We start from the raw sequence: 22,645 nt of genomic DNA on the forward strand, positions 1-22,645 counted from the left end.
CCCCCGCTTGCTACCCCCGCTGACGACGGGCGTCGGGCTGATGAGCACGGCGGAGATCTGGAGCGATCTGCTGTTGGGCCTGGGGACCACCCTTCGCCTCTCCCTGGCCAGCATGGGGGTGGCCTTGTTCCTGGGGACCTTGATCGGGGTCTTCCGGGTGGCGCCGGTGGCGCCCCTGCGCTGGTTCGCCGCCGGCTATGTGGAGTTCTTCCGGGACATCCCCTTGTTGCCGGTGCTGGTCTTTGTCTACAGCGGGCTGCCCAAAGCTGGCCTGCGTCTGCCCACCGCCTTCGAGAGCGCGGTGGCCGGGCTGGGCGTTTACACCGCGGCCTTCGTCGCCGAGGTGGTGCGGGCCGGCTTGCAGTCCATCCATCGGGGGCAGGTCGAGGCCGCCCTCTCCCTGGGCATGTCCTTCCCCCAGATGGTCCGCCTGGTGCTGTTGCCCCAGGCTTTCCGCATGATGATCCCGCCCTTGGGCACGGTGTTCATCGCCCTGGTGAAGAACACCTCCATCGCCTCCGCTATCGCGGTGGAGGAGTTGCTCTATCAGGCGGAGTTCATCATCGGGCGCACCTTCGCCGACTGGCCCATGCTCCTGGCCTTCCTCCTGTATCTGGTGATCACCGTGCCCATGAGCGGGTTGGTCAACCTCCTGGAACGCCGACTGCGCATCCTGTTCTGAGGGGCCGGGCCGTGGAGACCCGCGAGCGTCCCTGGCAGACCCTGGCGGGCGTGCTGATGGTGCTGATCCTGATCCCCCTCGCCTTCCGGATGCAGCCGGCCCGCTTCGAGCCATTCCTCAACCTCTCTACCTGGCGGTTCCTGGGGCTGGGGCTGCTGCTCACCCTGGAGGCCTCGGCCATCGCCATCCTGGCCAGCATCCCCCTGGCCCTTTTTTTCGCCATGGCCCGCCACAGCGGGCCCTTCTGGCTGCGCTACCCGGTGATCGCCCTCGTGGAGGGGATCCGGGCGCTCCCCCTCCTGGGGCTGATGTTCTACCTGTTCCTGCGCCTGAGCGCCCTCGGCCGTCAGTTGGGGATCGACGCCTTGACGCGGCCGGATGCGGCGGTGATCGCCGCCCTCTGGCTGTATACCGGGGCGGTGAACGGCGAGGCCCTGCGGGCGGCCATCCTCTCGCTGCCGCGCGGGCAGTGGGAGGCCGCCCGCTCCCTGGGCCTCACTTACTTTCAGGCCATGCGCCTGGTCATCCTCCCCCAGGCCTTCCGGCGGGCCCTCCCCCCGCTGGTCGCCCAGTTCGCCACCCTGGTGAAGGACACCTCCCTCGGAGCCATTATCGGGTTCATCGAACTGTATCGGCGAGGGGTGATCCTGTTCCAGGGGGAGCGCAATCCTCTGGAGACCCTCTATGTGGTCTCGGCCATCTACTTCGGGGTGAACTACGCCCTGGGCCGCTTGGCGGCCTTCCTGGAACAGCGGTTGGGCCTGCGCCGTGGGTGAGCCTCCAGGCCCGCGCCCTCGGGGTGGGCTAAAATCGTTATGCACTCTTCGCGGCGGAGCCGGGGCATGGACGAAACCGCATTGATCGCACTGGCCCTGCAGATGCGCGAGCGGGCCTACGCCCCGTATTCCGGCTACCGGGTGGGAGCGGCCCTCCTCAGCGCCTCCGGCCGGGTGTTCACCGGCTGCAACGTCGAGAACGCGGTCTACCCCCTGGGGCTGTGCGCGGAGCGGGTGGCGGTGTTCAAGGCCATCTCCGAGGGGGAGCGCACCTTCATCACCATCGTCGTGGCCACCGAGAACGGGGGCACACCCTGCGGCGCCTGCCGCCAGGTGCTCTCCGAGTTCGCGGCGGATCTGCGGATCCTCCTGGTGGACGCGCGGGGCCAGGTGCGGGAGACCTCCCTACGGGCCCTGCTCCCCGAGCCCTTCGGCCCGCAAGACCTCCGATCGGTGCGGTGAGCATGGCGCCCTGGACGGCTGGCCTCCTGAAGGGGCTAGGGTGGCGCGGAGCCCGGTTGCTGTGGGTCCTGTCGGTGCTGGGGCTGGGCCTCGGGCTGGGCCGGCTGGCTTATCGCCTCGCCTTCCAGCAGGCCCTGGAGGAGCGGTCCTCAGCCCCGGCAGGCGCGGTGGGAGCCACGACGGGCATGGCCTCCGGCGGGTCGCCGCTGCGGCTTCCGGAATGGACCGGCCGGGAGCGGGTCAACCTCCTCGTCCTGGGGATCGACCAGCGGGAGGGGGAGCCCGGGCCCTGGCGGACGGACACTTTGATGGTGGTGACCGTGGATCCGGTGGCCCGCTCCCTAGGCGTGCTCTCGATCCCCCGCGATCTGTGGGTGACCATCCCGGGGTTCGGGGAGAACCGCATCAACACCGCCCACTTCCTCGGGGATGCCTACGGCTACCCGGGCGGGGGGATCGCCTTGGCCCAGGAGACCCTCCGCTACAACTTCGGGATCACCACGTCCTACTACGTGCGGGTGAACTTCACGGCCTTCGAGAAGGCCATCGATCTCCTGGGAGGCATCGACCTCTGTGTCCCCGAGACCATCGACGACCCCCGCTACCCGGACGCCCACTATGGCTATGAGCCCTTCCACCTCCCGGCCGGGTGCCAGCATCTGGACGGGCGGACGACCCTGAAATACGCGCGGACGCGGGCCACCTCGGGTGGGGATTTCGACCGCATGCGCCGCCAGCAGCAGGTGCTCCGGGCGGTGCGGGAACGGGTGCTGCGGCTGAACATGCTGCCAACGCTGATCGCCCGGGCCCCGGCTCTGTGGGAGGCCGTGCGGGAGGGCGTGCGGACCAACCTCACCCTGGAGGAGATGATCGCGCTGGCCCGGCTGGCCGCTGAGATCCCGGAGGACCGCATCCGGATGATCGTCATCGGCCCCTCGATGACGTCGCCCTACACCACCCCGGACGGCGCCGAGGTTCTGGTCCGGATCCCGGAGAAGGTTCAGGAGGCCCTGGCGGATCTCTTCGGGCCGCAGCGGTTGCGCCTGGAGGTCCGGGTGGCGGTTTGGAATGGGACGTTGCGGCCGGGCCTGGCGGCCCGCGTCGCGGCCGCCCTGGCGCCTCTGGGGGTCGAGGTCGTCGAGGTGAGGAACGCCGAGCGCTCGGATTACGCCGAGACCCGGGTCCTGGCCCGACCTCCGGCCCTGGAGGCCGCACGCCAGATCGCCGGGTGGCTGGGGCTTCCGTTGACGGCCGTGACGGCGGTCCCGGACCCGCTGTGCGCCTGCGAGATCCTGATCCGCCTGGGGGCGGACTTCCCGGAGATCCCGGGGGGTCGGTGAGGCCATCGATGGGGAAAAATGGAGACGCAAACCTGTTCGGGAGCGGAGGGGACTATGGAGTTCCGGCTGAGCGAGGAACAGCGGCTGTTCCGCCAAGCCGTCCGGGCCTTCGCCGAGCAGGAACTCAAGCCGCGGGCCTGCCACGTGGATGAGACTGGGGAGTTCAACTGGGAGGCAGTGCGCAAGGGGGCTTCCCTGGGTCTGCTCGGCTTGACCGTCCCCGAGGCCTACGGGGGCGCTGGCCTGGACCACGTCAGCGCCGCGATCGCCCTCGAGGAGGTGGCCCGCGGGTGCGGGTCGACGGCCCTCTCCCTGGCCGCCCACAACGGCCTGGGCCTGGCGCCCATCCTGCTCTTCGGAACAGAGGCGCAGAAGCGGCGCTGGCTGCCGGCGCTGACCGACGGCCGCCACGGCCTGGCCGCCCTGGCCCTCACGGAGCCCCATTGCGGCAGCGACCTGGGGGCCGTGCGGACCACTGCCGTCCGGGACGGAGGGGAGTGGGTGATCACCGGCCAGAAGATGTGGTGCACCAACGCCAGCATTGCGGAGGTCATCGTCGTCCTCTGCCGTACCGATCCGGAGGCCGGCAAGCGGGGCCTCAGCCTCCTGGTGGTCCCCACGGACGCCCGGGGCGTGACCGTGGCCCCGCCGGAGAAGAAGATGGGCCTTCACGGCTCGCCAACCCACGCCGTGACCTTTGATCATGTGCGGGTGCCGGCAGACCATCTGCTGGGGGAGCCGAGGCGGGGCCTCCCATATGCCCTTCAGGTCCTGGACGGGGGGCGGATCGGGATCGGGGCCCTTTCGGTGGGCCTGGCCCAGGCGGCCTTTGAGGAGGCGGTGGCTTACGCGAAGGGGCGGACGGCCTTCGGGCAGCCCATCGCGGCCTATCAGGCCATCCAGTGGATGCTGGCCGACGCCGCCGTGGAGATCGAGGCGGCCCGCTTGCTGGTCTATCGGGCAGCATGGCTGCGGGACCAGGGGCTGCCGTATACCCAGGCGGCGGCGATGGCCAAATTGTTCGCCAGCGAGGTGGCTGAACGGGTGACGCGCAACGCGATCCAGATCCACGGCGGTTACGGCTACAGCCGGGAGTTCCCGGTAGAACGGCTCTACCGCGACGCGCGGCTGATGACCATCGGGGAGGGGACCAGCGAGATCCAGCGGCTGGTCATCGCCCGGCACATCCTGGGCCAGGCCAAAGCCGAGCCCCTGCCTCCTGATGTCGTTTGAGGGTGGCCTCGCGAGCATGTCCGAAAGCGCCGCGCGGACCCTTCGTCGGGGGGCCGTCGATCGCCATCCCGGATGGTCTGAGGGCGAAGCCGGACCCGGCCGTGGCGCCCCGTGGATCCTGCGCTAAACTGAGGGGCCGAGGTCATGTCCTAGGTTCGCCGGAGGAGGTTTTGGATGGCCGTGGAGCGGATCCAGCCAGTGGAGATCCAGGAGGAAGTCCAGCAGGCCTATCTCTCTTACGCCATGAGCGTGATTGTGGCGCGGGCGCTGCCCGACGTGCGGGACGGGCTGAAGCCGGTGCAACGCCGCATCCTTTACGTGATGCACGAGATGGGGCTGCACCCCAACGCCCCTTACAAGAAGTCGGCCCGCATCGTGGGGGAGGTGTTGGGGAAGTTCCACCCCCACGGGGATATGGCGGTCTACGAGGCCCTGGCCCGGATGGCCCAGGATTTCACCATGCGCTATCCGCTGGTGGAGGGGCAGGGGAACTTCGGCTCCATCGACGGCGACCCCCCCGCCGCCATGCGCTACACCGAGGCCCGGCTGGCCCCCATGGCGATGGAGCTTCTCGCCGACCTGGAGAAGGAGACCGTCAATTTCGTCCCCAACTTCGATGGGAGCATGCGGGAGCCGACGGTGCTGCCGGCGCGGGCGCCGCAGTTGCTGATCAACGGGGCCTCGGGGATCGCGGTGGGGATGGCGACCAACATCCCGCCCCACAACCTGGGGGAGGTCTGCGACGCCCTGTGCTACATGATCGACCACTGGGGCCGCCTGGACCGCATCACCGTCGACGACCTCATGGCCTTCATCAAAGGGCCGGACTTCCCCACCGGCGGCGTCCTCTTCCGCTACGCGGACGATGGGGAGACCGACGTCCTGCGGACCGCCTACGCCGTCGGCAAGGGCCAGTTCGTGGTCCAGGCCCGGGCCCACATCGAGGAGGCCGAGCGGGGCAAGGCCCGCATCGTGGTCACCGAGCTGCCCTACCAGGTCAACAAGGCGGCGCTGATCGAGCGCATCGCCGAACTGGTCCGGGAGGGCCGCCTCGAGGGCATCACGGATCTGCGCGACGAGTCGGATCGCCGGGGGATGCGGCTGGTCATCGAGGTGGCCCGCACCGCGGACCCCCGGGCGGTGCTGGCCGCCCTATATAAGCACACGCCGATGCAAACCACCTTCGGCCTCCAGATGCTGGCCCTGGTGGACGGAGAGCCCCGCCTGCTCCCCCTCAAGCGGGTCCTGCAACTCTTCCTCGAACACCGCCAGCAGGTGGTCCGCCGTCGCAGCGAATACGAGCTGGCCCGCGCCCGCGAGCGGGCCCATATCCTGGAGGGCCTGCGGATCGCCCTGGCCCATCTCGATGAGATCATCGCCCTCATCCGGCGCGCGAGGGACGCCGAGGAAGCCCGGGCCAGCCTGGTGCGCCGCTTCAAACTCACCGAGGTCCAGGCCCAGGCCATCCTGGAGCTGCCGCTGCGCCGCTTGGCCCGGCTGGAGCGGGAGCGCATTGAGGAAGAATACCGGGAGAAACTGCGCCGGATCCGGGAACTGGAGGACCTGCTGGCCCACCCGAAGAAGATCCTGGCCGTCATCCGGTCCGAACTGGAGGAACTCAAGGCGAAATCCGGCGACGCCCGGCGCACCCTGATCGCGGACCGGCCGCGGGGGGCCCTCACGGTGGAGGACCTGATGCCGGACCAGCCGGTGTGGGTGGTCGTGACCGCCGGCGGCCGCCTGGTCCGCTCTCCCCTGCGCGGCGGCCCGGACTGGCCCCGGGGGGACCTGCCGGTGGCCCTCGCCCGGGCCAGCACCCGGGGGGTCCTCTATCTTTTCACCGATCGCGGGACGGCCGCGGGGGTGCCCGTGCACCGGATCCCGGAAGGCGAGGCAGGGCTCCCCGTCGCCGACCTCGTCCCCTTGCCGGAGGGGGAACGGGTGATGGCCGCCCTGCCCATGCCCCCTCGTGGAGGCGGGGACGGGGCCGGCCCGTATGTGTTCATGGTGACCCGCAACGCGATGTGCAAGCGGGTCGCGTGGGCGGACCTCCAGCGCCCCGGCGCCTTCCCGGCGATGGGGGTCGCCGAGGAGGACGCCCTGGTGGCCGCCTTCACCACCGAGGGGGATGGGGAAGTGTTGCTGGCCACCGCCGGCGGCCAGGCCATCCGGTTCTCCGAGGAGGAGGTCCGGGTGATGGGGCTGAACGCGGCGGGGGTGCTGGGGATCAAACTGGGGGAACGGGACACGGTGGTCGGCGCGGCCCCGCTGAAGCCGCAGGGATTCGTGGTGGTGGGCACGGCCCATGGCTTCCTGAAGCGGACGGCGGCCCGGGAGTACCCGCGCCAGGGCCGCTACGGCGTGGGGGTGCAGACGGCGGCCGTCTCGGCGAAGACCGGGCCGGTGATCGGGGTCGAGGCCGCCGATGAGGAAGAGACCCTGTGGGCGGTGGGCAGCCGGGGGACGGTGAAGGCGGTGAAGGTGAAAGATCTTCCGCGGGTCGCCCGGGCCCGTCCGGGGACTTTCGCCCTGCCGTTGAAGCCGGGCGAGACCCTGGCCCGCCTGCTTTGCCCAATGGCTGTCGAGAAAGGGAAGCGGGGCCCCCGGGGCGCTTCCGGGAACGCCCGCGGGAAGCGACGGGGCTAACGGCAGGAGGGTCCCGTGGGCCTTTGGCTGCTGGGGACGGCCGGGGCGGTCCCCGACGCAGAGCGGGATGTGGTGGGCTTGGTGGTTGAAGCGCCCGGCGGGCTGATCCTGGTGGAGGCCGGCAGCTCCCCCCTTCACCGCCTGCGGCGGCTGGGCTTCGATCCGCTCCGCTTGGAAGGGGTCTTCCTCTCCCACGGCCATCCGGATCATCTCAGCGGCCTTCCCCTCCTCCTGATGGGTCTCTGGCTGTTGCGGCGGGAGCGCCCGCTCTGGATCGCCGGCCCCGAGGCGGCCCTGGCCCGCGCCCGGGCGTTGCTGGAACTCTTCGATTGGGGCTCCTGGGCCGGCATGTTCCCGGTGGAGTGGCGGCCGGTCCCGCTGCGGCCGGGTGTCCCCGTTGGGTCGGTGGCAGGCGCACGGCTGATGGCCGCGCCGGTCGTCCACAGCCTCCCCGCCCTGGGCCTGCGCTTGGAGCTGCCGGAGGGGTCCGCAGCCTACTCCGGGGACACGGAACCGTGCCCGGCGATGGTTGAACTGGCCCGGGGCGTCGATGTGCTGCTCCACGAGGCCACCGGCCCCTATCCCGGGCACACGGATCCCGAGGTCGCTGGGCGGGTCGCCCAGGCGGCCGGCGCGCACCGGCTGATCCTGATCCACGTGCCGCCGGGGGTGGATCCGGCGGCGTGGCAGGCAGCAGCGGCGCGGGTCTTTGACGGGATCGTGGAGGTCGGGCGCGACGGGATGCGGGTGCTGTGAGCGGGGAGGCACGGATGTGGATCGACCCGGAGACGGTGCGGCCCTTTTATGCCCACCCCGTTCACGCTTTCGGCCATGCCCTACGGGTGATGCGACTGGCGGAATCGAGGCCCATCGGCTCCAGGAGCCCCCTTCGGTTACCCTGAAGGCGCGGGGGCTGGTGGATGCCGACAAGCTGGAGGCGCTGGGGATCATCGGCCGGGCCCGCCGGTTTGCCTTCAGCGGCGCCCACCGGCGGCCGCTGGGGGAGAGGACCCCGGTGGAGGCAGCGGGATCGACGCGAGTTTCTCTGGAGGATCGGATACCTCCCGGAGCGGAAGCAGACCGAGACCAGGTGGCGCGGGGCGTGCGCCCGCCGGGCCCGGATGGCCCAGGCCATCGCATGGCTGGAGGCGGAAGCCCATGGGGAGGGCACGCCGGACTTGACAGGCCCTGAGCGGGGTGCCTATACTATCCCCGGATAGCCCCGCTGCCTCGACAGCGGGGTTTTTGCTGCATGCCCTCCGGTTCCGCCCGCAGGAGGCCGAACGCCGTCCCCCGCCTGGGGGCATGGAGAGCATCCGTGGGCCTCTGCGGTTCTCCCATCCGATCCTGAGGGGGAGTGGCCATCGATGATCGAAGCGGAGGGGTTGACCAAGATCTACGGCAACGGGGTGGTCGGCATCGAGGATGTAACCTTCCGGGTGGAGCGCGGGCAGATCGTGGGCTTCCTGGGCCCCAACGGCGCGGGGAAGACCACCACCATGCGCATCCTTACCGGTTATCTGCCTCCGACCCGAGGCTCCGCCCGCATCGCCGGCTACGACACCGTCCTCCAGTCCCTGGAAGCGCGGCGGCACATCGGCTACCTGCCGGAGACAGTCCCCCTCTACCCGGAGATGAGCGTGCGGGCCTACCTCGGCTTCATGGCCGAGATCCGGGGGGTGCCGAACCGCAAGGAGGCGGTGGCGCGGGCTATGGCCCTCACCGGCCTGGAGGATCGGGCGGACGTCCTGATCGGCAAGCTCTCCAAGGGCTATCGACAGCGGGTGGGCCTGGCCCAGGCCATCCTGCACAACCCCGATGTCCTCATCCTGGACGAGCCGACCATCGGCCTGGATCCCCGTCAGGTTAGAGAGGTGCGAGACCTCATCCGGGAACTGGGGAAGACCCACACCATCCTCCTCTCCACCCACATCCTGGCCGAGGTCCAGCAGGTCTGCGACCGGGTGCTGATCATCCATCGCGGCCGGATCCGGGCGGACATGACCTTGGGGGAAGCCTTGCGCAGCCGGCGCCCCGATCGCATCTTCCTGCGGGTGGAAGGGGCTGACCGGGAGGTCCCCTCGGCGCTGGGATCCCTGCCGGGGGTGCAGCGGGTGGAGCGGCTGGAGGCCGGCGTCTTCGAGGTGCAGGTGGCGGCGGACGCGGGCGACGATCCGCGCCCGGCCATCGCCGAGGCGGTGACCCGCCGGGGCTGGCGCCTGATGGAACTGCGCCCGGTCGGCCTCACGCTGGAAGACCTCTTCCTTCAGGTCACCTCGGAGGATTGAAGGAGGGGCGCGATGCGGAACGTCTGGGCCATCGCCCGGCGGGAGCTGGGGGCCTATTTTGCTTCCCCCATCGCCTATCTGGTCGGTGCGGCCTTCCTGGCCATGATGGGCTTCTTCTTCTACAGCGACGTCGTCTTCACCGTCCTCAGCCGCTCTGAGCCGACCATGCGTTATGTGTTCGGGGTGATGACCACCCTCCTGCTCTTCGTGGCCCCCATGCTGACCATGCGGCTGCTGGCGGAGGAGCAGCGGCTGGGGACCCTGGAGTTGCTGCTGACGGCGCCGGTGCGGGATGCGGAGGTGGCCCTGGGCAAATACCTGGCCGCCCTGCTTTTCTACGCCGGCCTGCTGGCGGCTACTGGGGTTTACCCGCTCTTGCTGTTCTGGATGGGCGGGAACCCGGATGTGGGGCCGATCCTCTCCGGCTACCTGGGCATGCTGCTCTTCGGCGCTGCCCTCCTCGCCATCGGCCTGTTCGCCTCCTCCCTCACCCAGAACCAGGTGGTGGCGGTGGTGGTGGGGACCGGCCTTATCATCCTGTTGGCGGTGGCCAGCCTACCGGCCGAGGCCATCACCAATCCGACGCTGCAAGGGATCCTGAACCACCTCGATCTGCGCAACCACCTTATGAACTTTCGCCGCGGCCTGATCGACACGACGGACGTGGTGTATTATCTGACCGTCATCGCAGCCTTCCTGTTCCTTACCGTTCAGGTCTTGAACTCCCGGAGGTGGCGATGAAGCTGGCCCGACCCTCGGAGATGGTCCTCCGTGCCCTGTGGGGCGTGGCCTTGCTGGCCCTGGCCGCGGCCGCCGTCCTCGCCGTTGTGGAGGGACGGCTGGGGGCTCCCGGCCTGGTCGCTCTCATCCTGGCCGCCCTCAGCGCAGGGGTGGCCCTCTACCTGGCCCCCGAGCGGATCCGAGAGCGGATCCGGGCCCGCCCCGTCGCCTTCGGGGCCAACGCGGCCCTGGCCAGCCTGGCCTTCGTGGGGATCATGGTCCTCCTCAACATCCTGGCCGCCCGCCACTCGTGGCGGTGGGATGTGACGGCGGAGCGGCGCTTCTCCCTGGCCCCTCAGACGCGGGAGATCCTGCGCAACCTCCCCCAGCCGGTGGAGGCCCTGGCCTTCTTCTCCCAGAACTTCCAGTTCGCGCGCCAGGAGGCCGAGGACCTTCTCAGTCAGTATCAGCACTACAGCGGCGGCAAGTTCTCTTATCGGTTCATCGACCCGGTGGCTCAGGCTTCCTTGGCCCGTCAGTGGGGGGTGACCCGCGACGGCACCATTCTTTTCGTGATGGGGGACCGCCGCCAGGAGGTCACTCTTTACAACGAACAGGAGTTCACTTCGGCCCTGGTGAAGCTGCTCCGCACCACCCAGCCCAAGGTCTATTTCCTGGCGGGTCACGGGGAGCGGGACATCAACGAGGAAGGAGACAACGGCTACGCCCAGGCCCGGCGGGCACTGGAGCGGGAGGGCTATCAGGTGGCCTCGTTGAACCTGGCCGTCACCGCCACCGTCCCCGCCGATGCCGCCGTGGTGGTCCTGGCCGGTCCCCGCCGCCCGCTGCTGGGCCGGGAGGTGGAGGCCCTCCAGCGCTACCTCAACGCCGGGGGCCGCATGCTGATCGTCCTGGACCCGGCCTTTCAGATCGAGGGAGAGGGGACCGCCGCCACGGTCAACCGTGTGTTCGCCGAATGGGGGGTGGCTTTTCGGGAGGACGTGGTGGTCGACCCGGCGAGCGCCATGTTCACCGATCCCCTCACGCCCCTCTCCAGCCGCTATGGGTTCAGCCCCATCACGGCCAAGTTGGGCAACATCGCCACCGCCTTCCCGGCGGCCCGCTCCATCGAGGAGACGGGGAGCCCGGACCGCTTCCGGGTCATCCGCCTGGTGGAGAGCAGCCCCTCGAGCTGGAGCGAGACGGACCTGGCCGGGCTGCGGCAGGCCCTCAACCAGGGTCGGCTTCCGGCCTCAGCGGGCAAGAAGATGGGGCCGCTGGCCCTGGCCGTGGCGGTGGAGCAAGTCAACGGGAAGGGCCGCCTGGTCCTCGTCGGCGACGCGGATTTTGCCGCCAACGTCAATGTGGGGGCCAACCTGCCCTTCGCCAACCTGGACCTTTTCGTGAACGCCATCAACTGGCTCTCGGAATCGGAGCAACTGATGGGCCTGCGCCAGTCGCCGACGTCCCCAACCCGGGCGCTGGCCGCCACGCCTGCTCAGATCCGCACGGTCTTCCTGATCGCGGTCGTGGCGATGCCGTTGGCTGTCCTGGCGGCCGGCGCCGCGGTCTGGTGGGGGCGGCGGTGATTCGGAGGACCGCACAGGAGGTAGCCGGCGATGAAACGATGGGGTACTGTGGGCCTGGTGGTCGCTTTCCTGCTCCTGGCCCTCTTTGTATACTTGGAACCGAGGATCGCCGCCCGGCCGGCCCCGACCCCGTCCGGGGCGTCCCGGAACCTGCTGGAGCTCAGCAGCGCGGCCATCCAGCGGATCCGGGTCATCGACCACCAGAACCGCCTCGAGGCGGAAGTGGAGCGGGACGCCAGCGGGCAGTGGTTCCTGACGGTCCCCACCCGGCATCTGGTCCGTCAGGACACGCTGGATGCCCTGGCCGGGGGTCTGGCCACCTTGTTCGTGCAGCAGGTGATCTCCGACGCCGTGGACCTTTCGGCCTACGGCTTGGTCACGCCGACCTATACGATCGTGATCAGCGCCACCGATCGCGTTTTCACCCTGACGGTAGGGGTGCAGACGCCAGTCGGCGGAGGGTATTATGTTCGTAAGGAGGGGGATCCGGCGGTCTATGTGGTGGGGACGTTCGCCATCGACGAGGCCAAGAAACTGATCACGCAGCCACCTCTGGCCACGCCGACGCCGACCCCCACCGTCACGCCGACGCCGACGGTCACCCCCACGCCCACTCCTGGGCCGTCGCCCACGCCCTCGCCGACGCCGGGAGGTTAAGGGGTGGCGAGCGGGGCCCCGACCCTTGCACTGGACATGGAGCGATGGCCGCCATGCCGGAGATAAAGAACCAGAGCGCCTCGGCGCTGAACGTCCTGCTCACCCTGGGCCGATCCCGGGGCTACGTCACCTTTGAGGAGATCCTCCAGTTCTTCCCGGAGGCGGAGGAGGATCTGGATCGCTTGGATGAGGTCTTCACCGCCCTCCTGGAGGCTGGAGTCGAGGTGACAGATGCCCCAGAGGAGGAGCCGTTCCCCCCGGCGCTGGAGGAGGAAGAGGAGGAGGGATGGCGCGAGGAGGAGGCGGAGGCCCTCGAGGAGGCCCTGGCCGCGGAGGACGCCCTGGGGCTCTACCTGAAGGAGGTGGGGCGGATCCCGTTGCTCACGCCCCAGGAGGAGATCGAACTGGCCCAGCGGATCGAGCGGGGGCGCGCGGCGGAGCGCCGGCTGGCCCAGGGGAACCTCTCGCCGGAAGAGCGCCGCCAGTTGGAGGCGCTGGCCGCCGACGGCCGGGCAGCCCAGGAACACCTGATCCTGGCCAACACGCGGCTGGTGATCAGCGTGGCCAAGAAATACGCCGGCCGCGGCCTGCCCCTTTCGGATCTGATCCAGGAAGGGAACATCGGCCTGATCCGGGCGGTGAAGAAGTTCGACTGGCGCCGGGGCCATAAGTTCTCTACCTACGCCACCTGGTGGATCCGGCAGGCGGTCACCCGCGCCATCGCCGATCAGTCGCGCACCATCCGTGTCCCGGTCCATATGGGGGATCAGATCCATCGCCTCCTGCGGCTCCAGCACCAGCTGGCCCAGGAGCTGGGCCGCGACCCCACCCCGGAGGAACTGGCGGAGGCCATGGGGATCCCGCGCTCGCGGGTGGAGCAGTTGTTGCAGATGGCCCGCCAGCCCATCTCCCTGGAGACCCCCACCGACGATGAAGAGGAGAGCGTGCTGGGGGATTTCATCGAGGATCGAGGCACGACGCCGCCTGCTGAGGCGGTGAACCAGCAGATGCTCCGGGAGATCCTGCAGGAGGCCTTGGCCACCCTTTCCCCCCGCGAGGTGCGGATCCTCAAGTTGCGCTACGGCCTGGCCGACGGCCGGAGTTACACCCTGGAGGAGGTGGGGCGCAAGCTGGGGGTGACCCGCGAGCGGGTGCGCCAGATCGAGGCCCAGGCCCTCGCCCGGCTGCGGCATCCCCACTACGCCCGCCGGCTCCGAGAGTTCCTCCGGGAGTGAGGTGCCCGCCCCTCGGCCCCTTACGCCCCCGCCAGGTCTCGCAAGGCCTGCCGCGGATCGATGGCCATGGGCTGTCCGCTGCCGCCGCGGCGCAAGGCGATGATCTCGGCCATGATCGAAACAGCGATCTCCTCGGGCGTCTCCGCGTTCAGTTCCAGCCCCACCGGGGAACGCACCCGCGCCAGCCGCTCCATCGGGATCCCCTGTTCCAGCAGCGCCTTGGCCGTCAGCAGCCAGCGCCGCCGCGAGCCGATCACCCCGATGTAGGGGGCGGGGGAGTCCAGGATCAGGGGCAGGATGCGCACATCCAACGGATGGTTGCGGGTGGCCAGCACGATGTAGGTCTGCGCGTGGATGGGGGCCGAGGGGAGCACCGCCTCCGGCGGGCCGATCAGGAAGCCATCGGCCTCCGGGATCCCCTCGGGGGTGCACAGCTCGGCCCGGTCGTCGCTGACCAGCACGCGGAACCCCAGCCATTTCGCCAGATGGGCCACCGCCCGGCCCACGTGCCCGGCGCCGAGGATCAGGACGGTCGGCGGAGGAAGCAGGGGCTCGACGAACACCTCCACCTCGCCCCCGCAGACGCCCGGATCCCCCTGCCGGGGGTCGGAGAGGGTGTAACGGATCAGGCGGGGGCGACCCTCCTGCATGGCCTCCAGGGCCTCTCGGATCACCCGGGCCTCCAGTTCGCCGCCGCCTACCGTGCCCTGGATCCGACCGTCGGGGTGGACCAGCATCTTGGCCGCCTCGTGACGGGGGACGGACCCCCGGGCCCGGATGACGGTGCACAGGGCCACCGGCCGGTTCTCGTCGTAAGCCCGCAGGATCTCCGCGTAGAGTTCCCGCATCATCCGGCCCCAAAGGATGTCTCCTTCCCCCATCATTGTAATGCAGGGCCGGCCTGCCCCCCCGTCCATCGATCGGATAAGATAGACCATGAAAACGCGCCAAGCGGCCGGAGGGAGCGACGGATGACGCGGGTGGAGGAAGGCCTGGTGATCCGGACGTTGGGAGCCGCCTATGATGTCCAGGGATCGGATGGGGTGGTGCGGTGCGTGCTCCGGGGCCGGCTGCGCCGTCAGGCCAACGGCCTGCAGCGCCCGGTGATCGGTGACCGTGTCCAGTTCGAGCGGGTCTCCCCCCGGGAGGGGGCCATCACGGCCCTCCTGCCCCGGCGCACTGCCCTGGTCCGCCGGGAGCCCCTGGACCCGGAGAGGGCCCACGTCATCGCCGCCAATCTGGATCAGATCGTGGCCGTCTTCGCCGCCTTTCCCGAGCCCGACCCCTTCCAGATCGACCGCTATCTGGCCGTGGCCGAGGCCAACCGCCTCCCGGCCCTCTTGTGCGTGAACAAGATCGACCTGGTGGAGGACCTGGAGGCCTTCCGGAAACGGTTCGAGGAATACGAGGCCCTGGGCTACTCGGTGCTCTACACCAGCGCCCAGACCGGAGCGGGCCTGGAGGCTCTGCGGGAACAGTTGCGGGGACGGATCACCGCCTTCATCGGCCCCTCGGGCGTGGGCAAGTCCAGCCTCCTCAACGCCCTGCAGCCGGGGCTGGCCCTCCGGATCGGGTCGATCAACCCGCGGACGGGGGCTGGGCGGCACACCACCACCCGCAGCGAATTGATCCCCTTCGACGGCGGATATCTGGCGGACACCCCGGGCCTGCGGGACATCGGGGTCTGGGGGATCCGGCCGGAGGATCTCGCTGCTTGTTTCCCGGAGATGCGCCCCGACCTGGGCCGCTGCGAGTTCTCCGATTGCCTGCACCTCGAGGAGCCCGGATGCGCCGTCCGCCGGGCCGTGGCCCGCGGCCGGATCGGCCCGCGGCGCTATGAAAGTTACCGGCGTCTGCTCCTCGAAGCCCTAGCGGCGCGGGGGGAGCGCTGAGCCGCCCCCTCCCGCTTCGTGTGAGATCATCTCATAGATCCGCACCGCGCCGTTGTCGAAGGCTAGGCGGAGGTCGCCGCGGGCGATCAACACTGGGAACTTGGCGAACCCCTCCGGCGGATAATACAGCCGCTCGGGATAGCCGTCCATGACATAGCGCACCCCGTAGCGTCGCAGGATCCCCATGGCCTCCTCGGGATCGGTGGTCTCGTAGAAGCGATCGACGTCGGCCTGGCGTCGCCGGATGAAATCCTCGGGGACCACCGTGCGCTGCTGGCGCTGATGCCAATCCCAGCCGAACACCACGGGGAGCCCGACGAACATGGCCGCCCGGCTCCGCAGCCCCCGATAGGCGGGGGTGCGGACCGACTCGATCACCACGGGCGTGCCCTCGCTGTGGGCCCACAAGAACCGGATGGCCTCGAACTCCTCCCGGGCCGGATAGCGGACGCCCGCCTCGTCAGCGATGGCCTTCTCCATGAAGGCGAAGCCGTCCAGGGTCGGCCCCACCGAGACCTCCCAGCGGTCGTTCAGGCGGGCGCGGGTGGCCAGGACCGGATAGAGCAGGGCGGCGAGCAGCAGGGCGAGCATGGGCCCCCGCCAGAGGATCCGCAACGCCCCCGGCCACCGGGCAGCTCGGTCCTCCAGGGCCACCACGCCCACCGCCGCGGCGATGGCCCACAGGAACCAGACCTGCAGGTAGAACTTGAACACCGTGTTCATCCGGCCGATGTCCCCCTTCAGGACAACCCCCTCTACCCCCAGGGTGAGGACAGCGGCGGCGGCGATCCAGAGCCACAACATCCGGCGCTCCGGGATCTGATAGGGGAGGAAGGTCAGGGCGCCCCCTAGCAGCGCCATCGGGAGGGCGATCCAGGCCGCTGGGGCGAAGTGCCCACCGATCCACCAGAGGGCCCCACCGAGGGCGGCCGCCACGACCCATCCTGCCGCGCCCAGCGGATCCGAGCGCCAGCCCGCCAGCGCCCACCGGCCCAGCCGCCGGGCGCCCACGAGCAGGAGGCCGCCGATGGGCCACAGGAAGAGGCCGTGCAGCAGAAGATAGGTGTCCAGCGGGGTCCGGTCGCTCTTCCAGATCTCAAAGGAGGTATACGCGGTGGCGTAGTGGGCGATATAGGGAACGAAGAAGAGGATCCCCAGGGCGATGAAGGCCCCGCTTCGGGCGAGCCATCCTTCCACTCCCGGCCACGTCCGGAGATCCCGGCGCCAGAGGGCGTTCAAGGTCAGGGCCGTCAGGCCCAGGAGGAGGTGGGTCGGATAGTCCCAGGTGTTGGTCGGCCGCAGCGCCCCCACCACCAGCGCCCCCAGGCCCAGCGCCAGCCGTCCCGGTCCGTCCTCCCAGCGCGAGGTCCGCAGCCATCCCAGGCCGATGAGCAGCGCCGCCAGTTGCAGCGGGAAGGCCAGCATATGGGCGTGAAGATCGGCGTATAGGAACGTGAAATAAGGGAACTCGGTGATGGGCGTCACGTCCCGGTCGGGGATCATCCGGGTAGGGTTCCAATACCACCATTCGATCCGCGCCGGCAGGTCGGCCTTCCCGGCGAGCACCTCCCGGAGGCCGCGCAGGGCGTCGCCGGGGGCGGGCGCGGAGGCTCCGCGCGCCGCCGCCCCGACTTCCCCGAAGAGGTCCGAGAGCAGCTTGACCTCTCCCAGGTTGCCCACGCCCACCGCGAAGAGGGCGGCCAGGAGGCCCGCCGCCAGGCGGCGCGCGGGGCGCCGGGGCCACAACGCCGCGGCCAGATGGGCCCCCACGGCGAAGGCCCCCAGCACTGTGAGGGCGAACAGGGTGGGGATGGCCGCATTGTAAGCGTAGCGCACATCCAGGCCCAGGAACTTCATCGGCGCCCCGACGATCACGTAGCCGAAGTAGTAGTAGTTGATGTAGCCGCCGGCGAACCAGGGGTCGTAGGGCGGGAAGCGCAGAGAGCGGACGGTGGCCAGCAGATACGAGAGGTCCATCGGCTTCTCCCCGCCCATCACCGGGTGCCAGAGGTCCGGATGGCCCATGCGGATCAGCAGCCAGAACAGAAAGGCCCCAAGGAACAACCCCTCCTCCGCCCGCCACAGGGGGTCCCGCAGCGCCGCCCGCAGGATCGGCCGGACCCGAGGCCAGAGGAGGAGATCCGCCCCCAGCCCCAGGGCCAGGGTCAGCGCCATCGCCGTGCGGGTGAAATCCATGAGGCCAACGCTGGCCAGCCACCACGGGAGGAAGGCGAAGAGCAGCGGACCCACCAGACGGGCCAGGGCGTAGCCCCGGTCGGCCAGATGGGGGAAGGCCCACGCGGTCAGCGGCCAGGCTCCCACGCCCAGGAGGGTGAAGAAAGCAAACCATGCGGCCACGCCCAGCCCTGGCCACCGGTTCAGCAGGCTTTCGGGGGGGAAGAGGGCCCGCCACGTGGAGGCCCGTTGTTGGCGCGCCCACGTCGCCGGGTCCAGCATCAGCAGGTGGCGGGCCTGGGTGTATTGGCGGGGGGTCTGCCAGACCACCTGGCTCAGGTCAATGGCTTCCAGAACCTGCCGGACGACCTCGGGGGAGAAATCGGGCCGCTTGCGGAAGATCCACACCGGGGGGTGGTCATAAACGCTGAAGGCCTCCTCCGCCCCCCAGAGGGGCTCTTGGAACCCCAAGGGCGGAAGGTCGAAGCCGATCCGGCCGCCGATGTCATCGATCTCCAACGGGCCCAGGCGGGGTTTCACGTGGAAAGCCGCCGCCAGGTCGAAGCCCAGCCGGCCTTCAAAGAGGGCGCGGTAATAAGCGGTGGTCATCGGATAGCGCAACGGGAGGCGAGGGATCGACCAGACCAACCGTTGGCTGGAGAGGATGATCCAATCGGCCTGCTCCAGCCATTCCAAGGCCCGGCGGCGCTTCTCCTCCGTGTCCTCGTCATACCAGGTCATCTCCAGGCCCACATACATGGCGAAGGCGTCCCGTCCGTCCAGCCGGAGCGGGAGGCCATCGTCCCAATGCTCGTTGGCCAGAATCGATGAGGTGAGTTGAACGGCTCCGCCCCCAGCCCGCAGCCGCACCACGTAAGGGCCCGGCGGCAGCCGAAGCGGGACGGCGAAGCGCCCGTAGGCCGCGTCGCCCTCTGGGTGGCGGCCGCTGGAGGGGGCCAGGAAGGTGAGGGCCGCCAGGGCCTCCCCCTCCGGCCGCTCCAGGATAACATGCAACGTCGCGGGGGAATCCCCTGTGGCGCGCAGGTGCGGGATCTGGATGCCCCCTATGGCCATCGGCTCGTTCAAGAGGAAGGGGAAGGCGATCTCGTCTGCCACCGGGATCCGGTTCGGGAGAGGCAGGGGATAGAGGGCCCCGCCGGCGTCGGCGGGCAGCAGCGTCACCGCGCTGGGCACGTGGGCGTAGAGCCAGCGGGAGGCAGCGACGCGGGAGACCGGCTGGCGGTAAATGGACGTGAAGGCCCACGCCCAGAGAAAGGTCCCCGCCAGCACCCCGGCCGTCAGCCCCAGGCGCAGCCATCGCCTCCGGCTGTCCGCCGTCGCGCCGGGGCCGCCGTTCAGCCCCCATGCGGCTATCCCGGCGAGGGCCGGATAGATCGGAAGGAAGTAGCGCATCGACTTCACCCATTGGGTTCCCATGTAGAGGAAATAGCCCCCGCTCCACGCCCACAGAAGCAACAGGCCGACCGCGGTGGGGTCCAGCCTCTCGCCCCGGCGGAGCCGTCGGCGAAGGGCCAGCCCCAGCGCCAGCCAGCCGACCCAGGCGGCCCCGCCGAACGGGAGCCCCATCCCCCACAGCACCATGTTTTTGAGGGGAAAGAGGATCGGCGCGCGATCGGTCCATTGATGGCCGGGGGGATAGTCGACTTCCCCGCTGATCAGCGCCTGGATCTCCCGCATGTTCGCCAGCCAGCGGGGATCCGGGCGCACCCATCCCTCGAAGGCGTAGGGCATGCCGACGCGGAAGGCGAGGGCGGCCGCGACCCCGGCCAGGATCCAGGGCCGAAGCCGTCGGGGATCGCCCCAGGCATCGCAGGCGGCCGCCAGGGCCATCAGGGCCATCAGCGGCCAGAGGTTGATCCGGCTGGCCAGGGCGGCCCCGGCCATGGCCCCTGTGATCAGCGCCAGGGACGCGGTGGGGCGGCGGACCATCCGCACCAGCCCCCACAGGGCGACGGTGCTGAAGAACGTGGCCCACGTGTCGGTGGTGTAGAAGTGGGCTTGTTGGATGTTCATCACGCTGAAGGCCATCAGCGCGGCGGCCAGCAGGCCCCCCACCGCCCCCAGCAGCGTCCGGCCGATCAGGAAAGTAAAGAGCACCGTGCCGGTGTCGACGAGGGCCGAGAGGAAGCGGCCCACCAGGGTGATCTCCTCATAGCCGACGGCTGTGCCCGTCTCGAAGGGACAGCGGGCAGCCGATGTCCGGCAAAGGCCCGTCAGCGCCTCGCCGACCCCGCGGGTCAGGATGACGGGGAGATCTCCATATACGAAAAAGGTGTAACCCCGGTTGTAGGGGTTCAGGGGGGAGCGGGCCGTGTCGAAATACTCCGCCAGGCTGTGCGGCCAGCCGAGGGCGGCGGTGACCATGGTGAGGAAGCGCTCATCGGGGTGCAGATGTTGGCCCTCGTCCCAGTTCAGGCCGCTCAGCCGGAGGGCAAGGGCGCAGGCCAGCAGCGCGGCGAGGAGGAGCAGCAGGGCCGCCCGATGCCGATGGGATGTCGCCATAGGCGGTCGACACCTTCCGAAGTAGATGCTGACAATGTTCTGCGCGAGGTCGATGTCCTTCCCCTCTCCCGCTCTCCGCCGCGGACCACTCGTGGATGGGCGTTGCGCGGGAAGGTCCATCGCTCACGCTTTGTCCATTATATCGCGAGGCGGGGGTGCCGCTGGGAGGGCCCGCGGTTATACTTTTGGACGGCGTTGGGATCCCTCGCGGGACGCGGTGGAGATGGCGCACATCCTGATCGACGTCACGGCGGCAGTGCGGCAAGGGGCAGGGATCGGGCGTTACGCCCGCGAACTGACCCGGGCCATCCTGCAGGCCTTCCCCGAACACCGCTACACGCTGTTCTACGCCGGCCCCGTCCGGTTTCCCCTCTTGGAGGCCCGGGTCCCGGGCGTCCGATGGCGGGCCGCCCCGTTGCCGGAGAAGGGGATGGTCTGGCTCTGGCACCGCCTGGGCCTGCCCTTGCCCCTCGAGGCCGTCACAGGCCCGGCGGACCTGGTGTATTCCCCAGACTTCCTGCTCCCGCCGACGCTCCCCGGGCGGCGCACCCTGCTCACCGTCCACGATCTCTCCTTCGAGATCATGCCCGAGACCCTGCCGGAGCCGTTGGTGGCCTATTTGCGGCGGAACGTCCCCCGCGCCGTGCGCCGGGCCACCCATGTGCTGGCCGACTCCGAATCCACCCGCCAGGATCTCATCCGGCTCTGGGGAGTTCCTGAGGAGCGCGTCACCGTGCTCTCCAGCGGGGTGGAGCCCCGCTTCCGGCCCATCGCGGACCCGGCGGCCCACGCCCGGGTCCGGGCCCGGTATGGGCTGGGGCCCTGGCCCTTCCTGCTCGCCGTCGGGACGGTGCAGCCGCGCAAGAATTACCCGCGCCTCATCGAGGCCTTCGCTGCCGTGGTCCGCGAGGGAACCTTCCCCGAGGGCCATCTGGTCTTGGTAGGGGAGAAGGGATGGAAGGCCGAGGGGACCTTCGAGGCGATCCGGCGCTCCGGGATGGCGGACCGGATCCACTGGCTGGGGTTCGTGGCCGACGACGACCTCCCCATCCTGTATTCCATGGCCACCGCCTTCGCTATGGTCTCCCGCTATGAGGGCTTCGGGCTGCCGGCCCTGGAGGCGATGGCCTGCGGGACCCCCGTGGTGGTCTCGCGGACCTCCTCCTTGCCGGAGGTGGTGGGCGAGGCCGGGGTGCAGGTGGATCCGGAGTCCGTGATGGACATCGCGCAAGGGCTGCGGGCGGTGCTGGCGGACCCTGTGCGGCGAGAGGCGTTGCGGAGGGCCGGCCTGGAGCGGGCCCGTCGGTTCACGTGGGAGGCCGCGGCCCGACGCTGGGGGGAGATCGTCGAGCGCCTCCTGAGCCCGCGCGGCCAGTAGACCGCCACGCCGGCCGTCCCTTGTCGATCGCCGTTCCTCTGGCGATGATTGAAAGAAACCCTGTCGCGGAGGGGGTCGGTCCGGATGGCGCGGGCGTTCGTGTTGAGCGGGGGCGGGAACCGGGGCCCGCTTCAGGTCGGGGCGCTGCGGGCGCTGCTGGAGGCCGGCATCGCGCCCGACTTCCTGGTAGGCACCTCGGCCGGGGCCCTCAACGCCGTCGCCTTCGCCGCCGATCCGACCCCGGAGGGGCTGGAGCGCCTGGCCGCGGCCTGGCTCCGGGTTCGTCGCTCCGACATCTATCCGGGGAACCTGTTGACCGTTGTGTGGCGCCTCGCGACCGGCCGGGACAGCCTGTTCGACAGCGGGGGGATGCGACGGGTCCTGCAGGCGAACCTCCCGCCGGGGGTGCGCACCTTTGGGGATCTGCGGCGGCCGTGCTATGTAACGGCGGCCGACTTGCGCACCCAGCGCCTCATCCTCTTCGGCGAGGATCCAGCCACCCCGTTGCTGGAGCCCGTCCTGGCCAGCGCCAGCGTGCCGGTGATCCACCCGCCCGTCCGCTTCCGGGGCATGCAACTGGTGGACGGCGGGGTGGTGGCGGTGGTGCCCATCACCATCGCCCTGGAGAAGGGCGCGGAGGAACTCTACATCCTGGACCTGAGTTACGGCCCCCAGGACCTCCCGCCGCGGCGGGGGGTGGTGGAGATCGCCATGGCCAGTTACCAAACGCTGCTCTACGAGCAGACGCTGGACGATCTCTGCGATGCCCTGCAGAGCCGGGCCACGGTTCACCACATCTGCCTGATGGATTTCCGCGACATCTCGTTCCTAGACTTCTCCCAGACGGCCCCAATGCTGGCGGCAGGCTACGAGGCCATGCGGCGCTATCTGGAGAACCCTCAACCGAACCAGGTCTGCACAGCGGTGGCGTCAGGCCGGCGCACCATGGCCGCCCGGGCCGTCCCGGCCGGGGGCCGCAGCTACACGCCGCCGCGGCGGCGGGCCCTGCTACGCATGACGGCGCCGAAAGGATAAGCCCATCCCAAATA

The 22,645-nt window shown here is 69.9% G+C and carries 17 protein-coding genes; 15 read left to right on the forward strand and 2 right to left on the reverse strand.

Annotated elements, in window-relative coordinates:
- Positions 1 to 40: 40 nt before the first annotated feature.
- From C4313_RS01935 to C4313_RS01990, 12 genes are all read left to right on the forward strand, one after another.
- Entirely contained in the window at positions 41 to 682 is a 642-nt protein-coding gene (locus tag C4313_RS01935; protein ID WP_352428193.1) for an amino acid ABC transporter permease, read from the forward strand.
- An 11-nt stretch (positions 683 to 693) separates the two neighbouring features.
- Positions 694 to 1,458 (forward strand): amino acid ABC transporter permease, encoded by a 765-nt coding sequence (locus C4313_RS01940; protein ID WP_352428194.1) that lies wholly within the window; start codon positions 694 to 696, stop codon positions 1,456 to 1,458.
- 66 nt (positions 1,459 to 1,524) lie between these two features.
- A complete protein-coding gene (gene cdd, locus C4313_RS01945; protein WP_352428195.1) occupies positions 1,525 to 1,920 on the forward strand; it encodes a cytidine deaminase in 396 nt (131 codons plus the stop codon).
- A 56-nt stretch (positions 1,921 to 1,976) separates the two neighbouring features.
- Positions 1,977 to 3,260 (forward strand): LCP family protein, encoded by a 1,284-nt coding sequence (locus C4313_RS01950; RefSeq protein ID WP_352428196.1) that lies wholly within the window; start codon positions 1,977 to 1,979, stop codon positions 3,258 to 3,260.
- Positions 3,261 to 3,314: 54 nt separating this feature from the next.
- A complete protein-coding gene (locus C4313_RS01955) occupies positions 3,315 to 4,493 on the forward strand; it encodes an acyl-CoA dehydrogenase (RefSeq protein WP_352428197.1) in 1,179 nt (392 codons plus the stop codon).
- Between the two features lie 174 nt (positions 4,494 to 4,667).
- The gene (gene gyrA, locus C4313_RS01960) at positions 4,668 to 7,139 is read left to right on the forward strand and encodes a DNA gyrase subunit A (RefSeq protein ID WP_352428198.1); all 2,472 of its coding nucleotides are present in this window, start codon (positions 4,668 to 4,670) and stop codon (positions 7,137 to 7,139) included.
- Between the two features lie 15 nt (positions 7,140 to 7,154).
- Positions 7,155 to 7,895: an MBL fold metallo-hydrolase gene (locus C4313_RS01965; protein ID WP_352428199.1), complete on the forward strand. Its 741-nt coding sequence runs from the start codon at positions 7,155 to 7,157 to the stop codon at positions 7,893 to 7,895.
- A 611-nt stretch (positions 7,896 to 8,506) separates the two neighbouring features.
- A complete protein-coding gene (locus tag C4313_RS01970; protein ID WP_352428200.1) occupies positions 8,507 to 9,427 on the forward strand; it encodes an ABC transporter ATP-binding protein in 921 nt (306 codons plus the stop codon).
- A 12-nt stretch (positions 9,428 to 9,439) separates the two neighbouring features.
- A complete protein-coding gene (locus C4313_RS01975; protein WP_352428201.1) occupies positions 9,440 to 10,168 on the forward strand; it encodes an ABC transporter permease in 729 nt (242 codons plus the stop codon).
- Positions 10,165 to 11,736 carry a GldG family protein gene (locus tag C4313_RS01980; protein WP_352428202.1) on the forward strand — a complete coding sequence of 524 codons (1,572 nt, stop codon included), beginning with the start codon at positions 10,165 to 10,167 and terminating at the stop codon, positions 11,734 to 11,736. The genes C4313_RS01975 and C4313_RS01980 overlap by 4 nt, the downstream gene beginning before the upstream one ends.
- 30 nt (positions 11,737 to 11,766) lie before the next feature.
- Entirely contained in the window at positions 11,767 to 12,393 is a 627-nt protein-coding gene (locus tag C4313_RS01985) for a DUF4340 domain-containing protein (RefSeq protein ID WP_352428203.1), read from the forward strand.
- Positions 12,394 to 12,446: 53 nt separating this feature from the next.
- Positions 12,447 to 13,628, forward strand: coding sequence for a sigma-70 family RNA polymerase sigma factor (locus C4313_RS01990; RefSeq protein ID WP_352428204.1), 1,182 nt, complete (start codon positions 12,447 to 12,449; stop codon positions 13,626 to 13,628).
- A gap of 20 nt (positions 13,629 to 13,648) precedes the next feature.
- Here C4313_RS01990 and C4313_RS01995 read toward each other — a convergent pair whose 3' ends face one another.
- Positions 13,649 to 14,476, reverse strand: coding sequence for an XdhC family protein (locus tag C4313_RS01995; RefSeq protein ID WP_352428205.1), 828 nt, complete (start codon positions 14,474 to 14,476; stop codon positions 13,649 to 13,651).
- A 123-nt stretch (positions 14,477 to 14,599) separates the two neighbouring features.
- On the opposite strand from C4313_RS01995, the gene rsgA reads away from it, so the two are divergent.
- Positions 14,600 to 15,520: a ribosome small subunit-dependent GTPase A gene (gene rsgA, locus C4313_RS02000; protein WP_352428206.1), complete on the forward strand. Its 921-nt coding sequence runs from the start codon at positions 14,600 to 14,602 to the stop codon at positions 15,518 to 15,520.
- On the opposite strand, the gene C4313_RS02005 is transcribed toward rsgA, so the two are convergent.
- Positions 15,497 to 20,218: a DUF2298 domain-containing protein gene (locus tag C4313_RS02005; protein WP_352428207.1), complete on the reverse strand. Its 4,722-nt coding sequence runs from the start codon at positions 20,216 to 20,218 to the stop codon at positions 15,497 to 15,499. The two genes, rsgA and C4313_RS02005, sit on opposite strands and share 24 nt — an antisense overlap.
- A 223-nt stretch (positions 20,219 to 20,441) precedes the next feature.
- Between C4313_RS02005 and C4313_RS02010 the strand changes: the two genes are divergently transcribed.
- Together C4313_RS02010 and C4313_RS02015 are read left to right on the forward strand one after the other, a co-directional pair.
- Positions 20,442 to 21,596 carry a glycosyltransferase family 4 protein gene (locus C4313_RS02010; protein WP_352428208.1) on the forward strand — a complete coding sequence of 385 codons (1,155 nt, stop codon included), beginning with the start codon at positions 20,442 to 20,444 and terminating at the stop codon, positions 21,594 to 21,596.
- 84 nt (positions 21,597 to 21,680) lie between these two features.
- Positions 21,681 to 22,631, forward strand: a complete 951-nt coding sequence (locus C4313_RS02015; protein WP_352428209.1) for a patatin-like phospholipase family protein — start codon at positions 21,681 to 21,683, stop codon at positions 22,629 to 22,631.
- Positions 22,632 to 22,645: the final 14 nt, after the last annotated feature.

The organism is Thermoflexus sp. (genome assembly GCF_040289485.1).
Taxonomy (GTDB): domain Bacteria; phylum Chloroflexota; class Anaerolineae; order Thermoflexales; family Thermoflexaceae; genus Thermoflexus.